At 69.1% G+C, this 18,202-nt stretch carries 18 protein-coding genes; 13 read left to right on the top strand and 5 right to left on the bottom strand.

From position 1 onward, the window contains the following. Positions 1-125: 125 nt before the first annotated feature. Complete coding sequence (locus AC1VM9_RS08800; protein WP_481342116.1) at positions 126-1,007, top strand: NYN domain-containing protein; 882 nt, start codon at positions 126-128, stop codon at positions 1,005-1,007. 106 nt (positions 1,008-1,113) lie between these two features. Here AC1VM9_RS08800 and AC1VM9_RS08795 read toward each other — a convergent pair whose 3' ends face one another. Next, on the bottom strand, positions 1,114-1,764 hold the full coding sequence (locus tag AC1VM9_RS08795; protein ID WP_483122339.1) for a TetR/AcrR family transcriptional regulator: 651 nt from the start codon (positions 1,762-1,764) through the stop codon (positions 1,114-1,116). A gap of 70 nt (positions 1,765-1,834) precedes the next feature. On the opposite strand from AC1VM9_RS08795, the gene AC1VM9_RS08790 reads away from it, so the two are divergent. The 3 genes from AC1VM9_RS08790 to AC1VM9_RS08780 all read left to right on the top strand — a co-directional run bounded on the left by AC1VM9_RS08790 (position 1,835) and on the right by AC1VM9_RS08780 (position 4,164). Then, positions 1,835-2,311, top strand: a complete 477-nt coding sequence (locus AC1VM9_RS08790) for an SRPBCC family protein (protein ID WP_481342112.1) — start codon at positions 1,835-1,837, stop codon at positions 2,309-2,311. Positions 2,312-2,617: 306 nt separating this feature from the next. Beyond that, positions 2,618-3,277, top strand: a complete 660-nt coding sequence (locus AC1VM9_RS08785; RefSeq protein ID WP_483122338.1) for a hypothetical protein — start codon at positions 2,618-2,620, stop codon at positions 3,275-3,277. Positions 3,278-3,741: 464 nt separating this feature from the next. Continuing rightward, positions 3,742-4,164 carry a nitroreductase family deazaflavin-dependent oxidoreductase gene (locus AC1VM9_RS08780; protein ID WP_483122337.1) on the top strand — a complete coding sequence of 141 codons (423 nt, stop codon included), beginning with the start codon at positions 3,742-3,744 and terminating at the stop codon, positions 4,162-4,164. A gap of 49 nt (positions 4,165-4,213) precedes the next feature. On the opposite strand, the gene AC1VM9_RS08775 is transcribed toward AC1VM9_RS08780, so the two are convergent. Then, entirely contained in the window at positions 4,214-5,038 is an 825-nt protein-coding gene (locus AC1VM9_RS08775) for an amidohydrolase family protein (RefSeq protein ID WP_483123983.1), read from the bottom strand. Here AC1VM9_RS08775 and AC1VM9_RS08770 point away from each other — a divergent pair. Further along, complete coding sequence (locus tag AC1VM9_RS08770) at positions 5,000-6,967, top strand: acyl-CoA dehydrogenase family protein (protein ID WP_483122335.1); 1,968 nt, start codon at positions 5,000-5,002, stop codon at positions 6,965-6,967. The genes AC1VM9_RS08775 and AC1VM9_RS08770 overlap by 39 nt on opposite strands. A 27-nt stretch (positions 6,968-6,994) precedes the next feature. Here AC1VM9_RS08770 and AC1VM9_RS08765 read toward each other — a convergent pair whose 3' ends face one another. Next, positions 6,995-7,468: a hypothetical protein gene (locus AC1VM9_RS08765; RefSeq protein ID WP_483122334.1), complete on the bottom strand. Its 474-nt coding sequence runs from the start codon at positions 7,466-7,468 to the stop codon at positions 6,995-6,997. A gap of 204 nt (positions 7,469-7,672) precedes the next feature. On the opposite strand from AC1VM9_RS08765, the gene AC1VM9_RS08760 reads away from it, so the two are divergent. Beyond that, positions 7,673-8,461, top strand: a complete 789-nt coding sequence (locus AC1VM9_RS08760) for an alpha/beta fold hydrolase (protein ID WP_483122333.1) — start codon at positions 7,673-7,675, stop codon at positions 8,459-8,461. Next, the gene (locus AC1VM9_RS08755) at positions 8,458-9,210 is read left to right on the top strand and encodes a PIG-L deacetylase family protein (RefSeq protein WP_483122332.1); all 753 of its coding nucleotides are present in this window, start codon (positions 8,458-8,460) and stop codon (positions 9,208-9,210) included. Before AC1VM9_RS08760 ends, AC1VM9_RS08755 begins: the two co-directional genes overlap by 4 nt. Positions 9,211-9,282: 72 nt before the next feature. Here AC1VM9_RS08755 and mraY read toward each other — a convergent pair whose 3' ends face one another. Beyond that, positions 9,283-10,395, bottom strand: coding sequence for a phospho-N-acetylmuramoyl-pentapeptide-transferase (mraY, locus tag AC1VM9_RS08750; protein ID WP_481342105.1), 1,113 nt, complete (start codon positions 10,393-10,395; stop codon positions 9,283-9,285). A gap of 204 nt (positions 10,396-10,599) precedes the next feature. On the opposite strand from mraY, the gene AC1VM9_RS08745 reads away from it, so the two are divergent. After that, positions 10,600-11,232, top strand: a complete 633-nt coding sequence (locus tag AC1VM9_RS08745; protein ID WP_481342104.1) for a dihydrofolate reductase family protein — start codon at positions 10,600-10,602, stop codon at positions 11,230-11,232. A 37-nt stretch (positions 11,233-11,269) separates the two neighbouring features. Here AC1VM9_RS08745 and AC1VM9_RS08740 read toward each other — a convergent pair whose 3' ends face one another. Continuing rightward, on the bottom strand, positions 11,270-12,292 hold the full coding sequence (locus AC1VM9_RS08740; RefSeq protein WP_481342103.1) for a LacI family DNA-binding transcriptional regulator: 1,023 nt from the start codon (positions 12,290-12,292) through the stop codon (positions 11,270-11,272). 233 nt (positions 12,293-12,525) lie between these two features. On the opposite strand from AC1VM9_RS08740, the gene AC1VM9_RS08735 reads away from it, so the two are divergent. The 5 genes from AC1VM9_RS08735 (at position 12,526) to AC1VM9_RS08715 (ending at position 18,094) form a co-directional block, all read left to right on the top strand. Further along, positions 12,526-13,890 (top strand): ABC transporter substrate-binding protein, encoded by a 1,365-nt coding sequence (locus AC1VM9_RS08735; RefSeq protein WP_481344607.1) that lies wholly within the window; start codon positions 12,526-12,528, stop codon positions 13,888-13,890. Continuing rightward, positions 13,887-14,864 carry a carbohydrate ABC transporter permease gene (locus AC1VM9_RS08730; RefSeq protein WP_481344608.1) on the top strand — a complete coding sequence of 326 codons (978 nt, stop codon included), beginning with the start codon at positions 13,887-13,889 and terminating at the stop codon, positions 14,862-14,864. The genes AC1VM9_RS08735 and AC1VM9_RS08730 overlap by 4 nt, the downstream gene beginning before the upstream one ends. 18 nt (positions 14,865-14,882) lie before the next feature. Next, a complete protein-coding gene (locus AC1VM9_RS08725) occupies positions 14,883-15,695 on the top strand; it encodes a carbohydrate ABC transporter permease (protein WP_481344609.1) in 813 nt (270 codons plus the stop codon). Between the two features lie 45 nt (positions 15,696-15,740). Further along, positions 15,741-17,408 carry a glycoside hydrolase family 13 protein gene (locus tag AC1VM9_RS08720; RefSeq protein ID WP_483123981.1) on the top strand — a complete coding sequence of 556 codons (1,668 nt, stop codon included), beginning with the start codon at positions 15,741-15,743 and terminating at the stop codon, positions 17,406-17,408. 161 nt (positions 17,409-17,569) lie between these two features. Next, on the top strand, positions 17,570-18,094 hold the full coding sequence (locus AC1VM9_RS08715; RefSeq protein WP_481344610.1) for a pyridoxamine 5'-phosphate oxidase family protein: 525 nt from the start codon (positions 17,570-17,572) through the stop codon (positions 18,092-18,094). Positions 18,095-18,202: the final 108 nt, after the last annotated feature.

Below are 18,202 nucleotides of genomic sequence, written 5' to 3'. Positions count from 1 at the left end.
CGTGCGCTGAGGCGTCCGCCACGCCGGTCAGGGTTCGAGTGTCCGTGTGTCGGTGCGGAGGTCCCGGGCTAATCGTGCTCGCCGACGTGAGGGCGACCGCTGCCCGCCAGTCGTAGGCTCGCGCCATGAGCGAACGGGTGGCGGTCTACCTCGACTTCGACAATGTGGTCATCTCCCGTTACGACGACGTCCACGGCAAGCAGGCGTGGCGGCACGACGATCCGCGCAAGCATGGGTGGTCGACAACGTCGAAGGACCCGCTCGACGCGAAGCTGGCTGCGGCGCGAGTCGACATCGGGGCGATCATCGACTATGCGGCTTCCTTCGGCAGCGTGTCGCTCAGCCGGGCCTACGCCGACTGGTCGGTTCCTGCGAACGCGGCGTACAAGGAGGAGCTGATGGGACGAGCTCTTCACCTCGTTCAGCTGTTCACCGCCTCCGGGGTCAAAAACGGAGCCGACATCAGGCTCGCCGTCGACTCCGTCGAAGACCTCATGCGCCACCCCGAGATCACGCACGTGGTCCTTGTTGCTGGAGACTCCGACTACGTTCCACTCGCCCAGAGCTGCAAGCAACTCGGTCGCTACGTGGTCGGCATCGGCGTTGCCGGGTCGACCAGCAGGGCGTTGGTGTCAGCCTGCAACGAGTTCATCGACTACGCCCACCTGCCAGGGGTCACTCCGCCGCCGGTGGCCAAGCCGGTAGAGACCGCGGCGCCGGCCAAGAAGGCCGTCGCGAAGAAGACTTCCCGGAACTCTACGTCTGCGGACCTCGCGGCAGAGGAGGCGACCAGCCTCCTCGTCCGTGCCATTCGGGTCGGACTACAAAAGGGCGATGACGACTGGGTCTACGCGGCGGGGGTGAAGAGCCAGATGCAGCGAATGGATCCGGCCTTCACTGAGAAATCGCTGGGGTTCACCAGCTTCCGAGCGTTCGTGGAGTCGCGGAGCGACAAGGTGGAGACCAGACAACTCGCCAACGGGCAGTTGAGCGTACGGCTGGCCTGAGCTGCCGCCCCAGGCCATGGCGGCTGCCTGACGGTGCGTCACTTCGCCGCGTGACGCTCGGCGCCCTGCCGGATGGGCACAGTCAGTCGAGGTGGGCGCCGGTCTCTCAGGGGAGGAGGGCCGCTACCAACGTCTCAACCAGCCAGTCCCGGTACTCCCTCTCCGTCCAGCCGCACTGGGTGACGAGCGCCTCGTAGTTGGCTTGGCCGCACACGGCGTAGACGATGTCGCCCGCCCGCTCGGCGGTCAGCCCGGGGCGTAGCACTCCGCGCTGTTCGAGCATCTTCCCCAGGCCAGCGCGCAGGCCGTGCCGCCGCTCCGCCGCGATCTGCTCGCGCAACTCGATCAGCGATGTATCGCTGGTCGAGGCCGCGTCGAGCACCCGTAGCAGGGGACCGACCCGCGACCAGATTCCTGGCTGGGTGGCCGCATACAGCTGCAGCTGCCGCACCGGGTCCGGTTCGTCGATGATCCGCCGGATCGCCGGGCGTTCGATCACCGGAACGTCAGCACGCTCCGCGCCCCCAGCCACGGCTGCCCGCACCGCGTCACCGAGGAGGCCGGCCTTCCCGTTGGCCGAGCGGTAGACAGTCTCCACCGCAACGCCGGCCTCAGTCGCGATCGCCGGGATGGTCGCCCCCGCGAACCCCCGCTCCACGAACAGCCGGTGGGCAGCCTCGACGATGCGCGTGCGGGTGCGGGCGGCCTGCGCCCTGCGCAACTGCGAGTCGTACTTGCGTCTTGCGTTGCTCGACATTGAGGAGAACGATACTGGCATCAATATGGGCGACGGGGGGCTCCCCCGCCATCGAGAACAGGTGGAAGTCATGTCCAAGCTCATCGAAGCCAGCGCCGACATCGCCCGGACGCCGCACGATGTTTTCGACTACGTCTGCGACCCGGAACGGCTGCCGGACTGGCAGCCGTCGGTGGAAGTCGCCGCGTTCGAACCGCCCGGAGTGCCCGCGGCGGTGGGCGTGCACGGGCACGAGGTCCGGCGGGTTCCGGGCGGAGGGCGGACGTTCCGGTGGGAGGTCACGGAGTGTGAGCCAGGGCGGCGTTGGAGCATCAGAGGCATCGACGGTGCCGTCCGCGCGCACGTGACGCTCGCGTTCGCTCCGACGAGTGCGGGCACCGGCACGCACGTCGACTACCGGCTCTGGTTCGAAGGGCATGGCATCGGCAACCTGATCCGGCTGCTCGCGAGCAAAGGCGCGCGCAAAGAGGTCCCTGCGAACTTGGCGCTGCTCAAGCAGCGGCTGGAGGCGACCAGCGCGCGGCGCTCGAACGGATCGGACCTCTAGCGACGCAACCGGCACTCAGGTATCTCCAACAGTCGGCCGTCTACGGACGTGCACCGCGCCGCGAGGAGCGGCGCGTGAGGGGCTTATGTCCGCCGCGTCGACGACCAGGTCCGCAAGGTTGCCCGCGTCTCCCGCCGGTTCACGGCACTATCCGGCCACCAGACCACACAGGTCGCGCTCAGGCGAACCAACAGCCAGTACAGCGTGAACGTGGGCTCGCCGGCAGGCAGCTCGTTCCGAGAGCGCCTTCCTCGCGGTGTGCGCGAAAATGCCCTCGTTCCGCTTGTGATCGGGTACGGCTGCGACATGGCAGTCCCCGATCTCCTGGCCCGCGTCGCCTCGTCCGCTGGTGGACAGATACTGCGCGTCGCAACCCAAATCGCCGCCGCCCGGCCGGCTACCAAGCCCCTCCACCCGCGCGGCTCCGTCGTCCCAGGCACACTGCACCGGTTCGGCGCCGAGGAGGAGACCGGCGCCGCATGGCTGGACCAAGTCGGTGAGGACCACGTGCTGGTACGGCAGTCACGAGCGGTCGGTACGCCTGCCCCCGTGCCAGACATATTCGGGCTCGCAGTCCGGGTCCCGAGCGACGGCGGCCGGCACGGCGATCTGCTGTTCGCCTCGACCGGGCTTGGACCGCTGACCCGTTACACGCTCACGCCGGCCCGGTCGCCCTACCAGAGACCGCTGACGACATTGCTGCCATATCGGACGCCCGCCGGTGGAGTTCTGCTTTCTGCGGTCTTTCACGACGCGACGACGGTGGCGCTTGCCTGGGCCATCGGCTCGGGCCGGTGGCACCCATTTGCGCAGCTGGTCCTTCACCCCGCCCCGGTCGGTGAGGAAGACGCCCGGCTGTCATTCGACCCCATCCGCAACCCCTTGCCCGGCCTGGACACCTACGCCTGGGTTCGCCGGCTCCGCGAGCCGGCCTACGCCACCGCTCGACGTTCCCGCGGGTCTTGACCGCTTGAGCCGCAGTCGCGACGCGAATCGGGTCGGCACCGTCCACCTGACGGCACTCGACGCCAGCGACGAGTGCCCCACTCCGCCCGTGTGTGTCGCGGACGCCGCACTGGATACCGCAGCTGCTGAAAGACTCGCGTCATGGCAGCAGGCCGCCCTGGTGACCACTGGCGCACGACATCTTCGTCTGGAATCGGCCGGCGTCCGGCGAACCGGCTGACTCGCTGATCCGCGAGATCGCGGCGTCGGGGCGCCCAACGACTGGAGGACGACGACGCCTTGGGCAAGCGCCTCGGAACCTGTGGCCCCAATGGGGTCAGGTCGACGATGAGGCAGCCCGCTCATGGCCGTGGTGCGCAAGGGGCCGGCCGGTGGCATTCTTCGTCTGAGGGCTAGGTGAGAGGCAGATGTAGATGGCCCGCGATGCTTCCGTCGACGACAAGTGGCCAGCGAAAAGGTTCCACGTGGGCCGCGTACAGCGCGTCGCGAACACGGTGATCGGGACTCTCGCTTCCTGGGGCCTCGTACCGCACACGTACACGCTGTCCGTCCGCGGCCGGAAGACCGGTCGCTTGCACTCGACACCGGTCACCGTGGTCGAGACGGGCGACGAGAAATGGCTGGTCGCACCGTACGGGCCGGTGCACTGGGTGCTCAACGCCCGCGCCGCCGGCAGGGTGACTCTCAGCCGGCGCCGCACCTCGACCGAGTACGACGTGCGGGAGCTTCCGCCGGCGGAGGCGGCGCCGGTGCTGCGGCAGTACCTGCAGGTGGCTTCGGCCACACGGTCCTACTTCACCGCGTCCAAGGACGCCCCTGTTGAGGACTTCCTCAAGGAGGCGGGTCGGCATCCCGTGTTCGCCCTCGTTCCGACGACGCGCCCCTGAGGACTGTGTGACCTGCCAGGCGCGACCTCGGGTGCAGCCGCAGTCCGGATCAGGCGTCAGTTTCCGCAAGGTTTCGATCGCTGGGAGGGCCCGCCTGAACCGGGACTCCGGCGACGAGGACGGCGACGGGTCGGCTCAGGGCGGACAGATCTCGGGAGAGGTCGCCATCCACGACGAGCACGTCGGCGACATGGCCCGGCGCCAGCCGGCCGGTCACTCCCGGCAGGCCACAGGCTCGAGCGGTGACAGAGGTCGCCGCGGCCAGTGCCTCAGCGGGGGAGTACCCGGCTTGGACCATCTCCTCGACGACACGCCAGACGTTGCCGTGCTGCTTGGCGGGGGCCATCCCCGAGTCGACGCCGGTGATCACCTGGATGCCGTGCTGCCGGAAGCTGGTCAAAGCCGTGATGCGAGAGGCGTAGAACTCATCGAAGTCCTTGACGCCGAACCGTTTCATCAGCTCCGCGAGCGGTGGCGGCGGCGCAGGCATCAAGGCGTGGAAGCTGCGGTCGTTGCCCATCGTCAGATCCACGTACACGCCTCGGCGAGCCACCTCGTCCAGGAGCTGCTCACCGATGCTGGACCCGTGCGCCGCCGAGAGCCCGCTGAAGTGCTCGATCCCGTCGACGCCGGCCGCCGCCGCATTCTCCATGGCGACCAGCGAGTGGGCATGCGCCACGAGTGGAAGCCCGGCCCGGTGTGCCTCATCGACCAGCACGGCCAGCTGCGCTGCGGTGAACTGCGCGCCCAGCTGCGTCACGCCGTCCGGAAAGACGGCTCCATGGGCTTTCGCTCCCGCTACCCAGGGGTAACACTGGGTTAGGAGGCGAGGCCAGTGAGCAGTGACGTCAGGGAGGACCCGTCCACCGAGCAGGCCGACCGCACCGGCCGTGTCGACGCCAGCGAGCAGGAGTCCCGCGCGGTCGTCGAGGCGGCGCGCGAGAAGGGGTGGGAGCGACCGAGCTTCGCCAAGGGCCTCTACCTCGGCCGCTTCGACCTCGACCTTGTCCACCCCCATCCCCGTGCCGACCCGGCCGACGACGCCCGGGGTGAGGAGTTCCTGACCCGGCTGCGCGAGGTCTGCACCCGCATCGACGGCAGCCGCATCGAGCGCGAGGCACAGATTCCCGACGAGGACGTCAAGGCACTGGTTGATGTGGGCGCCTTCGGCATGAAGATCCCGCGCGAGTACGGCGGGCTCGGTCTGACCACGTCGTCGTACGGCAAGGCGCTCATGCTGGCCAGCTCCGCCCACCCGAGCCTCGGCGCGCTGCTGTCGGCCCACCAGTCGATCGGCGTCCCAGAACCGGTCAAGCTCGTCGGCACCTCCGAGCAGAAGGAGGCGTTCCTGCCCCGCTGCGCCGCCGGTGCCATCTCCGCCTTCCTGCTCACCGAGCCCGACGTGGGCTCTGACCCGGCCCGGCTGGCAACCACGGCCATCCCCACGGCGGACGGCACGGCATACCTCCTCGACGGCGTGAAGCTGTGGACCACCAACGGCGTCGTTGCCGAGCTGCTCGTGGTCATCGCGCGGGTGCCCACGCATGACGGCCGGAAGGGAGGCATCACCGCGTTCGTCGTCGAGGGCGGCTCCCAGGGGATCACCGTCGAGCGACGCAACTCCTTCATGGGGCTCAAGGGAATCGAGAACGGTCTGACCCGCTTCCACGAGGTGAGGGTCCCCGCCGAGAACCGGCTCGGCAACGAGGGCGACGGCCTCAAGATCGCGCTCACCACCCTCAACGCCGGGCGGCTGGCCATCCCGGCGATGTGCGCGGCGGCGGGCAAGTGGGCTCTGAAGATCGCGCGCGAATGGTCCTCCGAGCGGGTGCAGTGGGGCCGGCCGATCGGCGAGCACGACGCCGTCGCCGAGAAGATCGCCTTCATCGCCGCCACGACGTACGGCCTGGAGTCGGTGCTGGAGCTGTCGGCGCAGCTCGCCGACGCGGGCAGCAAGGACATCCGGATCGAGGCCGCGATCGCCAAGCTCTGGGCCAGCGAGATGGCGTGGAAGATCGCCGACGAGCTCGTGCAGATCCGTGGAGGACGGGGATACGAGACCGCCGAGTCGCTGCGCGCCCGCGGGGAGCGAGCCGTGCCCGCCGAGCAGATGCTGCGCGACGTGCGGATCAACCGCATCTTCGAGGGCTCGAGCGAGATCATGCGCCTGCTCATCGCCCGGGAGGCCGTCGACGCCCACCTCAAGGCGGCCGGCGCGCTGGCGGACAAGGACGCGACGGTCCAGGACAAGGCACGGGCCGCGGTGGGCGCCAGTGGGTTCTACGCGAAGTGGCTGCCGCACCTCGTGGCCGGCCGCGGCACCGCGCCGATGTCGTACGCCGACTTCGGACCTCTCGCCGAGCACCTGCGGTTCGTGGAGCGGTCCAGTCGCAAGCTGGCGCGGCACACGTTCTACGGCATGTCCCGCTGGCAGGCCAAGCTGGAGTACCGGCAGGTGTTCCTCGGCCGGGTCGTGGACATCGGCGCCGAGCTGTTCGCCATGACGGCCGCATGCAGCCGGGCTGAGATGCTGCGCGTCGACGACGACGTGCGCGGCCGCCACGCCTACCAGCTCGCCGACGCGTTCTGCGACCAGAGCCGGCTGCGCGTGGAGACGCTCTTCGCCGCCCTCTGGACCAACACCGACGTCACCGACTCGCGGCTGGCGCGGAGTGTGCTGGCCGGCGACTACACCTGGCTCGAGGAGGGCGTGCTCGACTCGAGCGAGGGCACCGGACCGTGGATCGCCGCGTGGTCGCCGGGGCCCAGCGAGGCGGAGTCGGTCTGGCGCCCCCTCCGGTGACCATCGGCCTTGACACCTCGCACGCCATCATCCGCGAGAGGTGATCTCTCGCAATGCCTGCTCGGTTTGCCGGGCGATCGCGTCCCCGTCGTCCGATTCCAACACCTGCACCGCGTCGGCCGCCCAGTGGCTCCAGTCCTGGATGGCCTGGTGCACATCGCAGATCAGCCGCATGGAGAGCACGTTCGTGTGCATCCGCTCGGGAAACGGCTGCTCGCCGCCGGCCATCGCTCCGAGCTGTCGGAGAGACTCGGTCGCCTGTTCGCCGATCAGGTCGATCGAGGCGCGCAGCTCGGCCAACCCGGTCTGGTCGCCGAAGAACACCTTGAGGGCGGCTTCGGACTCGACCTGGGTCGGTGCGCTCGGTTCGGCCAGCCACGCCCGCAGCGCCTTTCGGCCGGCTCGGTTGATTCGATAGACGGTGCTGGCCCGCTTGCCGGTCGCAGTCTTCTCGGCATCGGCCCAGCCGAGGGCGACGAGCCGCTTGGCCTCCAGGTACACGGCGCGCTCGGCGCGCGGGAAGAACCAGCGCAGGCTGCGCTCCGACTGGCGGGCGAGCCGTAGGTCGTCCAGGGACGGACGGCCAGCAGGCCGAGCACCGCGTAGGAGGTGGAGGTGGGGCGAAGGTCGGCCATGGGCTTGACCATACTGCATGATGCAGTATATCAATACTGCATCATGCAGTAACCGCCTTGGAGGAACGCCATGATCACCACCGTCCCCCCGCTCGCCCGCACGGACCTCGGCGTCGGCGACCCGGCCCTTCTGCACCTGCCCGGCTGGTGCGGCGGTCGCGAGGTCTTCGATCCGCTGCTGGAACACGCAGCGCGGCACCACCGCTCGATCTCGGTCGACCTGCCCGGCCACGGCGACTCGCCCCGACCTGCGACGGACTTCGGTGCCGCTCAGGTGGCCGACGCCGCTGTGGCGCTCATCGCCGCCGAGCAGCTGACGCGCGTCGTGCCGGTCGCCCTCTCGCACGCCGGCTGGACGGCCTTGGAGGTGCTGCGTCGGCTCGGCCCCGATCGCGTACCGGCCGTCGTGCTTCTGGACTGGATGCCGCTGGGCGCGCCCCCGCAGTTCGGCGATGCCCTCGCCGCGTTGCAGGATCCGCAGGCGTGGCTCGCGGCGCGGGCCGGCCTGTTCACCATGTGGGGTGAGGGCGTCGACCACCCGGCGGTGCTCTCGTACATCGCCTCGATGGGCGGCTACGGCTTCGAGGCGTGGTCACGCGCGGGACGGGAGATCGCCCGAGCCTTCGTCGCGGAGCCCGTGCCGTTGGCGGCCTTCGGCCGCCTCCCCCGGCCGGTGCCGGTCCTGCACGTCTACGCGCAACCGCGCGACGACGCGTTCCTCACTGCGCAGCGTGCGTATGCCGTGCAGCACCCGTGGTTCAGCGCCGCCCGGCTCGAGGCGAGCAGCCACTTCCCGTCACTCGAGGTGCCGGAGCAGGTGATGGGCGCGATCGGCGACTTCCTGAGCGGGCTGCGATGAGCGGACTGCTCGTCACCGTCGCGCACCCCGACGACGAGACCTTCGGCACCGGCTCCGTCATTGCACTGGCAGCCGAACGCGGCCTCGACGTCACCGCGTGCTGCGCGACGCGCGGCGAGGCGGGCGAGGCACCGGGCGTCGAGGCAGACCTGGGCGCCCTTCGCGAGGCCGAGCTGCGAGCGGCGGGCCGCGTGCTCGGCGTCTCCCGCTTCATCCTTCTCGGATATCGCGATTCGGGAATGGATGGTGCTCCGGCACCCGGCACCCTGACCGCTGCACCTTTCGAGGACGTCGTCGCCGACCTCGACCAGGTGATCGACGACGTCCAACCCGATGTGGTCGTCACGACCGATCCTGACCACGGCGACGGCCACCGTGATCACGTGGCGATCGGCCGGGCCACCGTGGCCGCGGCGTCCCGGCGGGCGGACCTTCGCGTGTACGGCTGGGCCCTGCCCCGCGACCTGCTCGCGCGCTGGTTCGCCGAGCTCGAGCGCGTCCGTCCCGAAAGCGCCCACTTGGACCTTGACCGGCAGGGGCTCGGCCGACCGGAGGAGCAGATCACCGCGGCCCTGGACGTCACACACCTGCAGCCGCTGCGCGAGCGGGCGATCGCGATGCACCGCAGCCAGCGCTCGCCTTATGAAGGGATGCCACCCGGTCTGCGCGACGACTTCCTGCGCACCGACCGCCTCGTCCGGTTGCACCCGAAGTGGCCGATCGGCGAACCGGACCACGACATCTTCTGAGCCGGCGTCCGGGCGTTGAAGTGCTGTTGCCATGTCACCGCGGGTGTCAGATCGGGCGGTAGACCACCTGGCTCAACGGTGTGCCAGCCAGTCTCCGTAGAACAGCGCGAGGCCCGCTGAGGCGCAGAGGCCGGCGATGATCCAGAAACGCGCCACGATCGTCACTTCGGACCACCCGACCATCTCGAAGTGGTGGTGCAGCGGCGCAATCTTGAAGACGCGCTTGCCGGTGAGCTTGAAGCTGACGACCTGGATGATCACCGACGCCGTGATGATGACGAAGAGGCCGCCGAGGACGACGAGAAGCAGCTGGGTGCGGGTCATGATGGCGAGCCCGGCCAGCGCTGCACCCAGCGACAGGGAGCCGGTGTCGCCCATGATGATCTCGGCCGGGGAGGTGTTCCACCACAGAAACCCGAAGCACGCGCCGGCGATGGCGCAGGAGACGACCGCGAGGTCGCGTGCGTCGGTCACGTCGTAGCAGCCCGGCCCCGGCGCGACCGTGCAGCCCTGGTTGTACTGCCAGAGCGCGATGGCTGTGTAGGCGCCGAAGACCATGACCGATGCGCCGGGCGCCAGACCGTCCAGGCCGTCGGTGATGTTGACGCCGTTCGAGGCGCCCGCGATGAGAACGCTCGCCCACACGATGAACAGCAGCAGGCCCCCGACCGGGCCGGCGACGGCGAGGTCGAGACCGGTGTCTCGGATGAAGGAGACCGCCGTCGATGCCGGTGTCCGTCCGCCTGAGGTCGTCAAGAGCAGGGCGCCGAGCGCGAAGACGACGGTGACGAGCGTCTGACCCAGGAGCTTCTGTCTGGACGTGAGGCCGAGGCTGCGTTCCTTGCGGATCTTGATGTAGTCGTCGAGGAACCCGACGACGCCCAGTCCGACGAGCAGGAACAGTACGAGCAGGGCGCTCAGCGACATGCCGCGGTGGCTCGCCTTGAAGACCCCGGACGCGCCGAGCGCCGCCAAGATCGCGTGCGAGGCGAAGTAGCCGGCCAGGGCTGCCCCGATGATCACCGCGCCCCCCATCGTGGGCTTGCCGCGCTTGACGTGGTGGTGCACGAGGTCGTCTCGGATGAACTGACCGTACCGATGCCGGACCAGGAGCCGGATGAACGGCTTCGTGCAGAGCAGCGCCACCGCCATCGAGATCGCGCCGGCCAGCAGAACGTTGACCATCGTCCCTCTTGCCTGTCCTTTCCTCCACGGTCGGGTTGCGTCGTGGCCGAGCCCTGCCGGCATGCGTTGGCCGCGTGGCCGGTCAGGTGCCCGTCAACCTTAGGCGCCATGACGACGCCGGCCCAGGATCCGTACGTCTCGGGCATTCTGGTGGTCCGTCCAGGACCGACTGCACAGCGCCAACATCAGCCGAGGAGCGCGCGGATGTCACTCACACGGATCCACAACCTGTCCATCTCGCTCGATGGGTTCGCCACCGGCGAGCCGCAGTCCGCCGAAGCACCCTTCGGGCATGCGGGCGAGCGGCTGCACGAGTGGATGTTCGGCACTCGGTTCTGGGACGCGGGCGGAACTGCCGGGGTCGACGACGCCTTCGCTCAGCGCCATGGTCCCGGCATCGGCGCCGAGATCATGGGCGCCAACAAGTTCGGCCCACCCGGATGGCGGGATGACCCGGACTGGCAGGGCTGGTGGGGCCCCAACCCGCCCTTCCACACACCGACCTTCGTTCTCACGCACCATCCGCGGTCCTCGATCGAGATGGAGGGCGGAACGACGTTCCACTTCCTCGACGCTGCCCCAGCCGACGCACTCGACATCGCCAGGGAAGCAGCCGGCGGCCAGGACGTGCGGGTCGGCGGCGGCCCCACCGTCGTCCGTGACTTCCTCGCCGCAGGGCTCGTCGACCACATGCATCTCGTCCAGGTCCCGATCGTGCTCGGTCGCGGCGTCCGTGTCTGGGACGGCCTGGAGGCGCTCGAGGATGCCTACGACGTCGAGGCGGTCTCCTCTCCCAGCGGCGTCACCCACCTCACCTTCACGCGCAAGGCCTCGTGACCGTCGCCTCAACGGAAAGCCCACAGGGCAGACGAGCTCAGCCGCGACGAGGCGGGGCCGTGCTTCCTCGGACGACCAGCTCGGTGGGAAGCGTGGTGGACGCGCTGGGCGCGGTGCCGCCGTTGAGGAGGTCGAGGAGCAGCCGGCCGGCGAGGACGCCCTGTTCTGCCGGTCGTTGCCGCACCGTGGTGAGATCGCTCAGCTCGGCCACGGGGTGGTCGTCGATTCCCACCACCGACACGTCATGCCCAGGCTGGAGCCCGGCGCGTCGCAGGGTGCGGATCGCGCCGAGAGCCACCTCGTCGGAATGGGCGAACACCGCGGTCGGAGGCTCGGGGTGCCCGAGGAGCCGGCTCATCGACGCGGCTCCATGCTCGCCCCCCCAGGGCGCGGTGACGACAAGGGTGGGGTCGACCTCGATGCCGGCGCGCTCGAGCGCCTCGTAGTAGGCGGGTGATCGGGTCGAGCTCAGCCCCGGTTGGTCCGGGTCGAAGGCCTCGAGCATCCCGATGCGGGTGTGGCCGAGATGAAGCAGATGGTCGACGGCCTGCCGGCTCGCTTCGTGGTCGTCGATGTGCACGCAGGGGTAGGCGGCCGACTGTCCGCCGGCTGCGACGATGTGGACGCCCATGGTCTCCAGGCGGGCGCGCTCGGCGTCCTCCACCTGGAAGCCGATGACGACGACCGCGTCGACCTTGCGCCGGGCCGGGAGGCGCTCGAAGAAGTCGTGCCGGTCCCGGACGCCGCCGACCTGGTAGAGCAGCACGTCCAGCTCGGCCCCGCGCAGGACCGAGTCGAGGCCCTCCACGACCGAGCCGAAGAACCACCGGGAGAGGTGGGGCACCACGAGGGCGACCCGCCCGGTGTTGCCCTTCGCCAGCCGTGAGGCCTCGGGCGACACGACGTAGTGGTTGTCCTCGGCCACGCGTAGCACGCGTGCGCGGGTCGCCGGGGCGACGTTCTTCGCGTTGCTGAGGGCGCGTGACGCTGTGCCCACGCCGACGCCGGCCATGCGGGCGATGTCGGCCAGGGTCACCTTCGCCGGTGTCACGTCTGCCACGGCGACAGGATAGACGACTGGAAACGCTTTCACCATCACCTTGGTCCCAGTGGTTGGAGGCTGCGCCTTGAGACTAGGGGCGTTTCGAATCGCGTACTGCTCTCTTGACATGCGTGACCAGTCGGCCTCATCATCGTGACTGGAAGCGTTTCCAGTGCTTCCCGCTCACTGTTCGAGTGACTGTCGGCGACACCAGGTGGCCGGCCCCCTTCAACGGCGCAGGAGGAACTCCCATGCACTTCGCAGGTCACCGTTCGCGTTCAACCCGCCTCTGCCTGGCGGGTGCACTGGGCGCCCTGTCCGCGGCGGGCGTGGCCGCCTGTTCGGCCCCCGGCCCCGCCTCCTCCAACGTCGCCGCGGTCGACTCGATCCCGACGTCCGTCAGCACCTCGGTGGGCACCCAGCCGGTGACCCTCAAGCTCTACGACGGCCAAGGGCTCAAGGCGGTCGACGACGCCCTCATCGCAGCCTTCACGAAGAAGTACCCCAACGTGACGATCACGCCGACCTACGACCCGGACAACGTCACGACGCAGAACCAGCCTCGGCAGATCGCCTCGGCGACGCCCCCGGACCTCGTCCGCGTCATCTCGGTGACGGCCGGCACGAAGAACCACCTGCTGACCAACCTCGACGCGTACGCGGCGGCCTACGGATGGGACCAGCTGCCCGCCTCCCAGCTCGCGCAGTTCCGGGAGAAGGACGGCGTGGCCGGTTCGGGATCGCTCTACGCCAAGGCCAGCGGGTTCACCATGACGGGCCTGTACTACAACAAGAAGCTCGCCGGGCAGGTCGGCATGACGGCGCCGCCCACGTCGGTGGAGGCACTCACCGGCCTGATGACCAAGGCGAAGGCGGCAGGCCTGACCGGCATGGTCGTCGCGAACAAGGAGGGCGGCGGGGTGTTCCCGTTCCAGCTGCTGCTCAACTCCTCGATGGGCCCGCAGAAGGTCGCTCAGTGGGTGTTCAACGCGCCGGGGGCCACCATCGACACACCAGAGGCGGTGGCGGCCGCCAAGCAGGTCCAGGAGTGGAACCAGGCCGGCCTGTTCCCGCCGTCGGTCAACGCCCTGGACGCCACCGCCGCAGACGCCCTGTTCGCCGGCAACAAGGGTCTGTTCTTCCCCTGGGGCAACTGGGACGCCGCCAACCTCGACAAGACGATGCCAGGCCAGGTCGGCTTCTTCCCCATGCCTCCAGTGACCACCGGCGGCCAGGTCGCCGCGATGTCCGACGCGGCCACCGCGTTCGGCATCCCGTCGAAGTCGAAGAACAAGGACGCCGCCGCCGCCTTCCTGAACTTCCTCTCGAGTGACGAGGCCCGCCAGATCGCCGTCGACAACGGCTTCATGCCCACGGGCACCACCTCGCAGAAGGCCCCGACCATCAAGCCCGACTCCGTGCTCAACGACGTCAGCAAGGCCTTCGCCACCGTGTCGGCGGCCGACGGACAGGTGCCCTTCGTGCAGAACGCCACGGCCGGCATCTCCAACCAGGCCTGGAACCCGGAGAGCCAGCTCCTGCTCGGCGGCAGCTCCACGCCGGAGCAGTTCGTCAAGAACGTCCAGACCACGTACGACGACGAGCTGAAGCGATGACCACCGTCGACGGCCTCACCGGCCGCGTCGACGCCACCGGCACTGTCCCCCCGACCTCGCGCCGTAACCTGCGGCCGGGGACTTCGGACCGAACCGCAGGCCACCGCACCCGCTCACGCGCTCGGTGGGCCGGATGGCTCTTCGCCCTGCCTGCCCTGGTCATGTACGCCGTCTTCGAGCTGTACCCGATCTACACGGCGTTCCAGTACTCGTTCTTCGACTGGGACGGCATCAGCGTGGCCACCCCGGTCGGGCTCCAGAACTACACGCGGGTCTTCACCGAACCGCAGCTGCTGGCCTCGATCGTCCACTCCTTCATCCTCATCGCCTTCTTCACCTTCCTGCCGGTGCTGCTCGCCCTCGTCATCGCCTCGATCGTCCGGGAGATCAGGTCCACGTGGGCCGGCGGCGCCGCCCGGACGTTGATGTTCCTGCCGCAGATCATCCCCGGAGCAGCGTCGGCGATCGCCTGGACGTGGATGTACTCCCCGGACGGCGCGGTCAACCAGATCCTGCGTGCGGTCGGCCTGCAGTCCGCCACTCGCGCCTGGCTCGGCGACTTCACCTGGGCCCTGCCGGCAGTGGGCATCATCGGCACCTGGCTCGCCACCGGCCTGTGCACCCTGTTGCTCATGGCGGGCATCGGCAAGATCGACGCCAGCCTCTACGAGGCGGCCTCGCTCGACGGCGCGAACCGGATCCAGCAGTTCCGAGCCATCACGCTGCCCGGCCTGCGCTCCGAGATCGGGGTCTGCGTGACCATCACGATCATCGCCGCCCTCGCCAGCTTCGACGTCGTCTTCATGTCCACCCAGGGCGGCCCCGGCTATGCCACCCAGGTCCCCGGCGTTCAGGTCTACCAGCTGGCCTTCACCGAGAACCGCATCGGCCAGTCGTCGGCTCTGGCCATCGTGCTGAGCTTGATCGTGCTGGCCGTCATCCTGCCCATCCAGCGCTTCTTCCGAGAGCGGTGACCAGTGATGCTCGCCTCCTTGCGTGACAACGCGCCCAAGACGGTCCTGCTCGGCGCCGCCGCCCTGTTCTCCGTCTTCCCGCTCCTGTCGATGTTCTCCGCCGCGCTGCAACCCCAAGGCAGCGCCCCGGCCGGCATCTCCTTCCCCGTGCACCCGCAGTGGCACAACTTCATCGACGCCTGGAACGTCGCCAACATCACGACCCTCGTGCGCTCCAGCGTCGTGCTGGTCATCGGTGTCGTCCCGATCGCCATGCTCATCTCCGCGATGGCCGCCTACGCCATCGCGCAGCTACGGATCCCGTTCGGCAACGTCTTCTTCCTGCTCCTGCTCCTCGGACTGACGCTGCCGTACGAGATCGTCGTCGTCCCGCTCTACTACCAGATGCAGCAGTTCGGACTGCTCAACAGCCAGCTCGGGCTGATCCTGCCGCTCATCGGCCTGAACATGCCCTTCGCCGTGTTCTGGATGCGCACGCATTTCCAGTCGGTGCCCGCCGAGCTGTCCGAGTCCGGCTCCATCGACGGCGCCGGCCCGTGGAAAGCCTTCCGCCACATCCAGCTTCCGCTGGCCGTCCCCGCCCTCGCATCGCTGGGGGTCCTGATGTTCCTCAGCACGTGGAACCAGTTCCTGCTCGCCATCGTGCTCATCGACGACCCGAACAAGCGAACCATGGCGGGCGCCCTCCAGGGCTTCGTGGGGGCCCACTCCACCGACGTGGTGCTGCTGAACGCCGGGGCGCTGCTCATCATGGCCCCGACGATCGTGGTGTTCCTGGTCTTCCAGAGGTACTTCATCCAGGCGATGCTGGCCGGCTCAGTCAAGGGCTGAGACATGACGAACGCGACCACCGCACTCCCAGAAGGCAACCCACTCATGGTGACCCACACTCTCCCCAGCACGCCGGACCAGGACTGGTGGCGACGCGCTGTGATCTACCAGATCTACCCCCGCAGCTTCGCCGATGCCGACGGTGACGGCATCGGAGACCTCCCCGGGATTCGGAGCCGGCTGACCTACCTGGCCGAGCTCGGGGTCGACGCCATCTGGCTCAGCCCGTTCTACCCCTCGCCTCTGGCAGACGGCGGCTACGACATCACTGACCACCGCGCCGTCGACCCGCGACTCGGAACTCTCGACGACTTCGACGCCCTGGTGACCGACGCGCACGGTCTCGGCATCAAGGTCATCATCGACATCGTCCCCAACCACACATCCGACCAGCACCCGTGGTTCGTCGAGGCACTGCGGTCCGGGATCGACTCCGCCGCCCGCGAGCGCTACATCTTCCGCGACGGCGCCGGAACCGACGGCAGCCAGCCTCCCTCGGACTGGCGCTCCCACTTCGGCGGAGCCGCGTGGCAACGCATCGAGGACGGACAGTGGTACTGCCACCTCTTCGCGCGGGAACAGCCCGACCTCAACTGGGACAACGAGGAGGTGCGCCAGTACTTCCTGGACACCCTGCGCTTCTGGGCCGACCGAGGCGTCGACGGCTTCCGCATCGACGTCGCGCACTCCCTCGCGAAGGACCTCTCCCACCCGCTGCGCAGCCAGCCGAACCTCGATGGCCTGCTGCCCCTGGACGGCTCGGACCCGCTCTACGACCGTGACGAGGTCCACGAGATCTACCGCTCGTGGCGCAAGGTGTTCGACGAGTACGACCCGCCGAGGATGGCCGTCGCCGAGACGTGGCACCCCGCCTCCAGCCGCACCTACCTGTACGCCCGCCCGGACGAGCTCGGCCAGATCTTCGACTTCTCCCTGCTCAAGGCAGAGTGGCACCCCGACCAGTTCAAAGCCGTCATCACCCGCTCCATCCAGGAGCACGCCGACGTCGGGGGAGCACTGACGTGGGTGCTCTCCAGTCACGACGTGCCACGTCATGCCACCCGGTACGCGCTGCCCATCGGAACCGACCTCGACGCGTGGCTGCGCAGCGACGGCAAGCACTTTCCGCTCGATCCGCAGACTGCCGCACGCCGAGCGCGCGCCGCGACCGTCATGATGCTCGCCCTGCCGGGGTCTGCCTACCTCTACCAGGGGGAGGAGCTCGGGTTGCTCGAGGTCGCCGACCTGCCGACGGCGGCCCTGCAGGACCCCGTCTACGAGCGCACCGGTCACCGCCTCAAGGGCCGCGACGGATGCCGGGTCCCGATCCCCTGGACGCCGACGGGACCATCGTTCGGCTTCGGCAGCAACGGGTCCTGGTTGCCACAGCCGCATTGGTTCACCGACCACGCGGCCTTCTCCCAGCGGGACGTTCCCACCAGCTCGCTCGAGCCTCATCGAAGAGCGCTGACGCTGCGTCGTGACCTCGCGCGATGCGAGGACTTCCGGTGGACCCAGACCGGCGACCCACAGGTGCTGTGCTTCGCTCGCTCCGATCGGTGGCACTGCGCCATCAACTTCTCGGCACACCCGACCACCGTTCACGGGCGGCTCATCCTGAGCAGCGAGATACACGGAAACCCCTCCGCGCCAACGACGTTCACCCTCGCTCCGGAGTCCGCGGCCTGGTTCGAGCCTCTGCCCCCGCCGTAGCGCGCCCTGGTCACGTCCTCGAGCGTGTGGACCCGCACCTGCGACCAGTCAGGCGAACACCTGGACCCCAGCTCGTTCGACCACGAAGGCCCACACGGTGCCCCGGCCTCTCCCCTCAGATTGGGGCTTGCCGGGGGACAGGGCGCAGGTACGTTGGGTAGATGCAGACCATCAATCTGGGAAAGGCGGATGGGCTGCCGCCGGTGGATTGGGACGCGGTTGTTGCCAAGCTCGACGCGGGTTCGGCGCCGGCTCCCGACGCAGCGAACACGCGGACGACGTGGCTGTGCACCATCAACGAGGACGGCAGTCCACACGTGACCGCCGTCGGTGCGGTCTGGGTGGACGGCGCGTTCTGGTTCCAGACTGGCGGCGGTACGCGCAAGGGCCGCAACGTCGCGCGCGATCCTCGGTGTTCTGTTGCGGTGTCGATCCGTGACGCGGACGTGGTGATCGAGGGTGTCGCAAACCGGGTGACCGAGCCGGGCCAAGTGGCACGCATCGCGAAGGCCTGGGCGGACAGCGGTTGGCCGGCGGAGCCCGACGAGAGCGGGTCGGGCATCACCGCGCCGTTCAACGCGCCGTCCCAAGGACCGCCGCCGTGGAACGTCTATCGCATCGAGCCCCGCTCGGCCACGGTGGTCCTCGCGACGGAACCGGGCGGCCTGACCCGCTTTCAGTTCTGAAGCGTCACCGCCGAGGTTGACCATCTTGCGGGACGGGCATGCCTTGGCTGAGTGCGTCACTTCTCGTCGTCAGCGCGTACAGCGGCCAGAGCCGTCCCCGCGATGCTG

It is taken from the genome of Monashia sp. HAY1-11D, assembly GCF_056868035.1.
This window is presented reverse-complemented; position numbering and strand designations above follow the sequence as displayed.

Bases quoted from the DNA above. Each gene is read 5' to 3' on its own strand.
- AC1VM9_RS08800 (WP_481342116.1), top strand. From the start codon at position 126: ATGAGCGAACGGGTGGCGGTCTACCTCGACTTCGACAATGTGGTCATC.
- AC1VM9_RS08795 (WP_483122339.1), bottom strand. From the start codon at position 1,764: ATGTCGAGCAACGCAAGACGCAAGTACGACTCGCAGTTGCGCAGGGCG.
- AC1VM9_RS08790 (WP_481342112.1), top strand. From the start codon at position 1,835: ATGTCCAAGCTCATCGAAGCCAGCGCCGACATCGCCCGGACGCCGCAC.
- AC1VM9_RS08785 (WP_483122338.1), top strand. From the start codon at position 2,618: ATGGCAGTCCCCGATCTCCTGGCCCGCGTCGCCTCGTCCGCTGGTGGA.
- AC1VM9_RS08760 (WP_483122333.1), top strand. From the start codon at position 7,673: ATGATCACCACCGTCCCCCCGCTCGCCCGCACGGACCTCGGCGTCGGC.
- AC1VM9_RS08755 (WP_483122332.1), top strand. From the start codon at position 8,458: ATGAGCGGACTGCTCGTCACCGTCGCGCACCCCGACGACGAGACCTTC.
- mraY (WP_481342105.1), bottom strand. From the start codon at position 10,395: ATGGTCAACGTTCTGCTGGCCGGCGCGATCTCGATGGCGGTGGCGCTG.
- AC1VM9_RS08745 (WP_481342104.1), top strand. From the start codon at position 10,600: ATGTCACTCACACGGATCCACAACCTGTCCATCTCGCTCGATGGGTTC.
- AC1VM9_RS08735 (WP_481344607.1), top strand. From the start codon at position 12,526: ATGCACTTCGCAGGTCACCGTTCGCGTTCAACCCGCCTCTGCCTGGCG.
- AC1VM9_RS08730 (WP_481344608.1), top strand. From the start codon at position 13,887: ATGACCACCGTCGACGGCCTCACCGGCCGCGTCGACGCCACCGGCACT.
- AC1VM9_RS08720 (WP_483123981.1), top strand. From the start codon at position 15,741: ATGGTGACCCACACTCTCCCCAGCACGCCGGACCAGGACTGGTGGCGA.
- AC1VM9_RS08715 (WP_481344610.1), top strand. From the start codon at position 17,570: ATGCAGACCATCAATCTGGGAAAGGCGGATGGGCTGCCGCCGGTGGAT.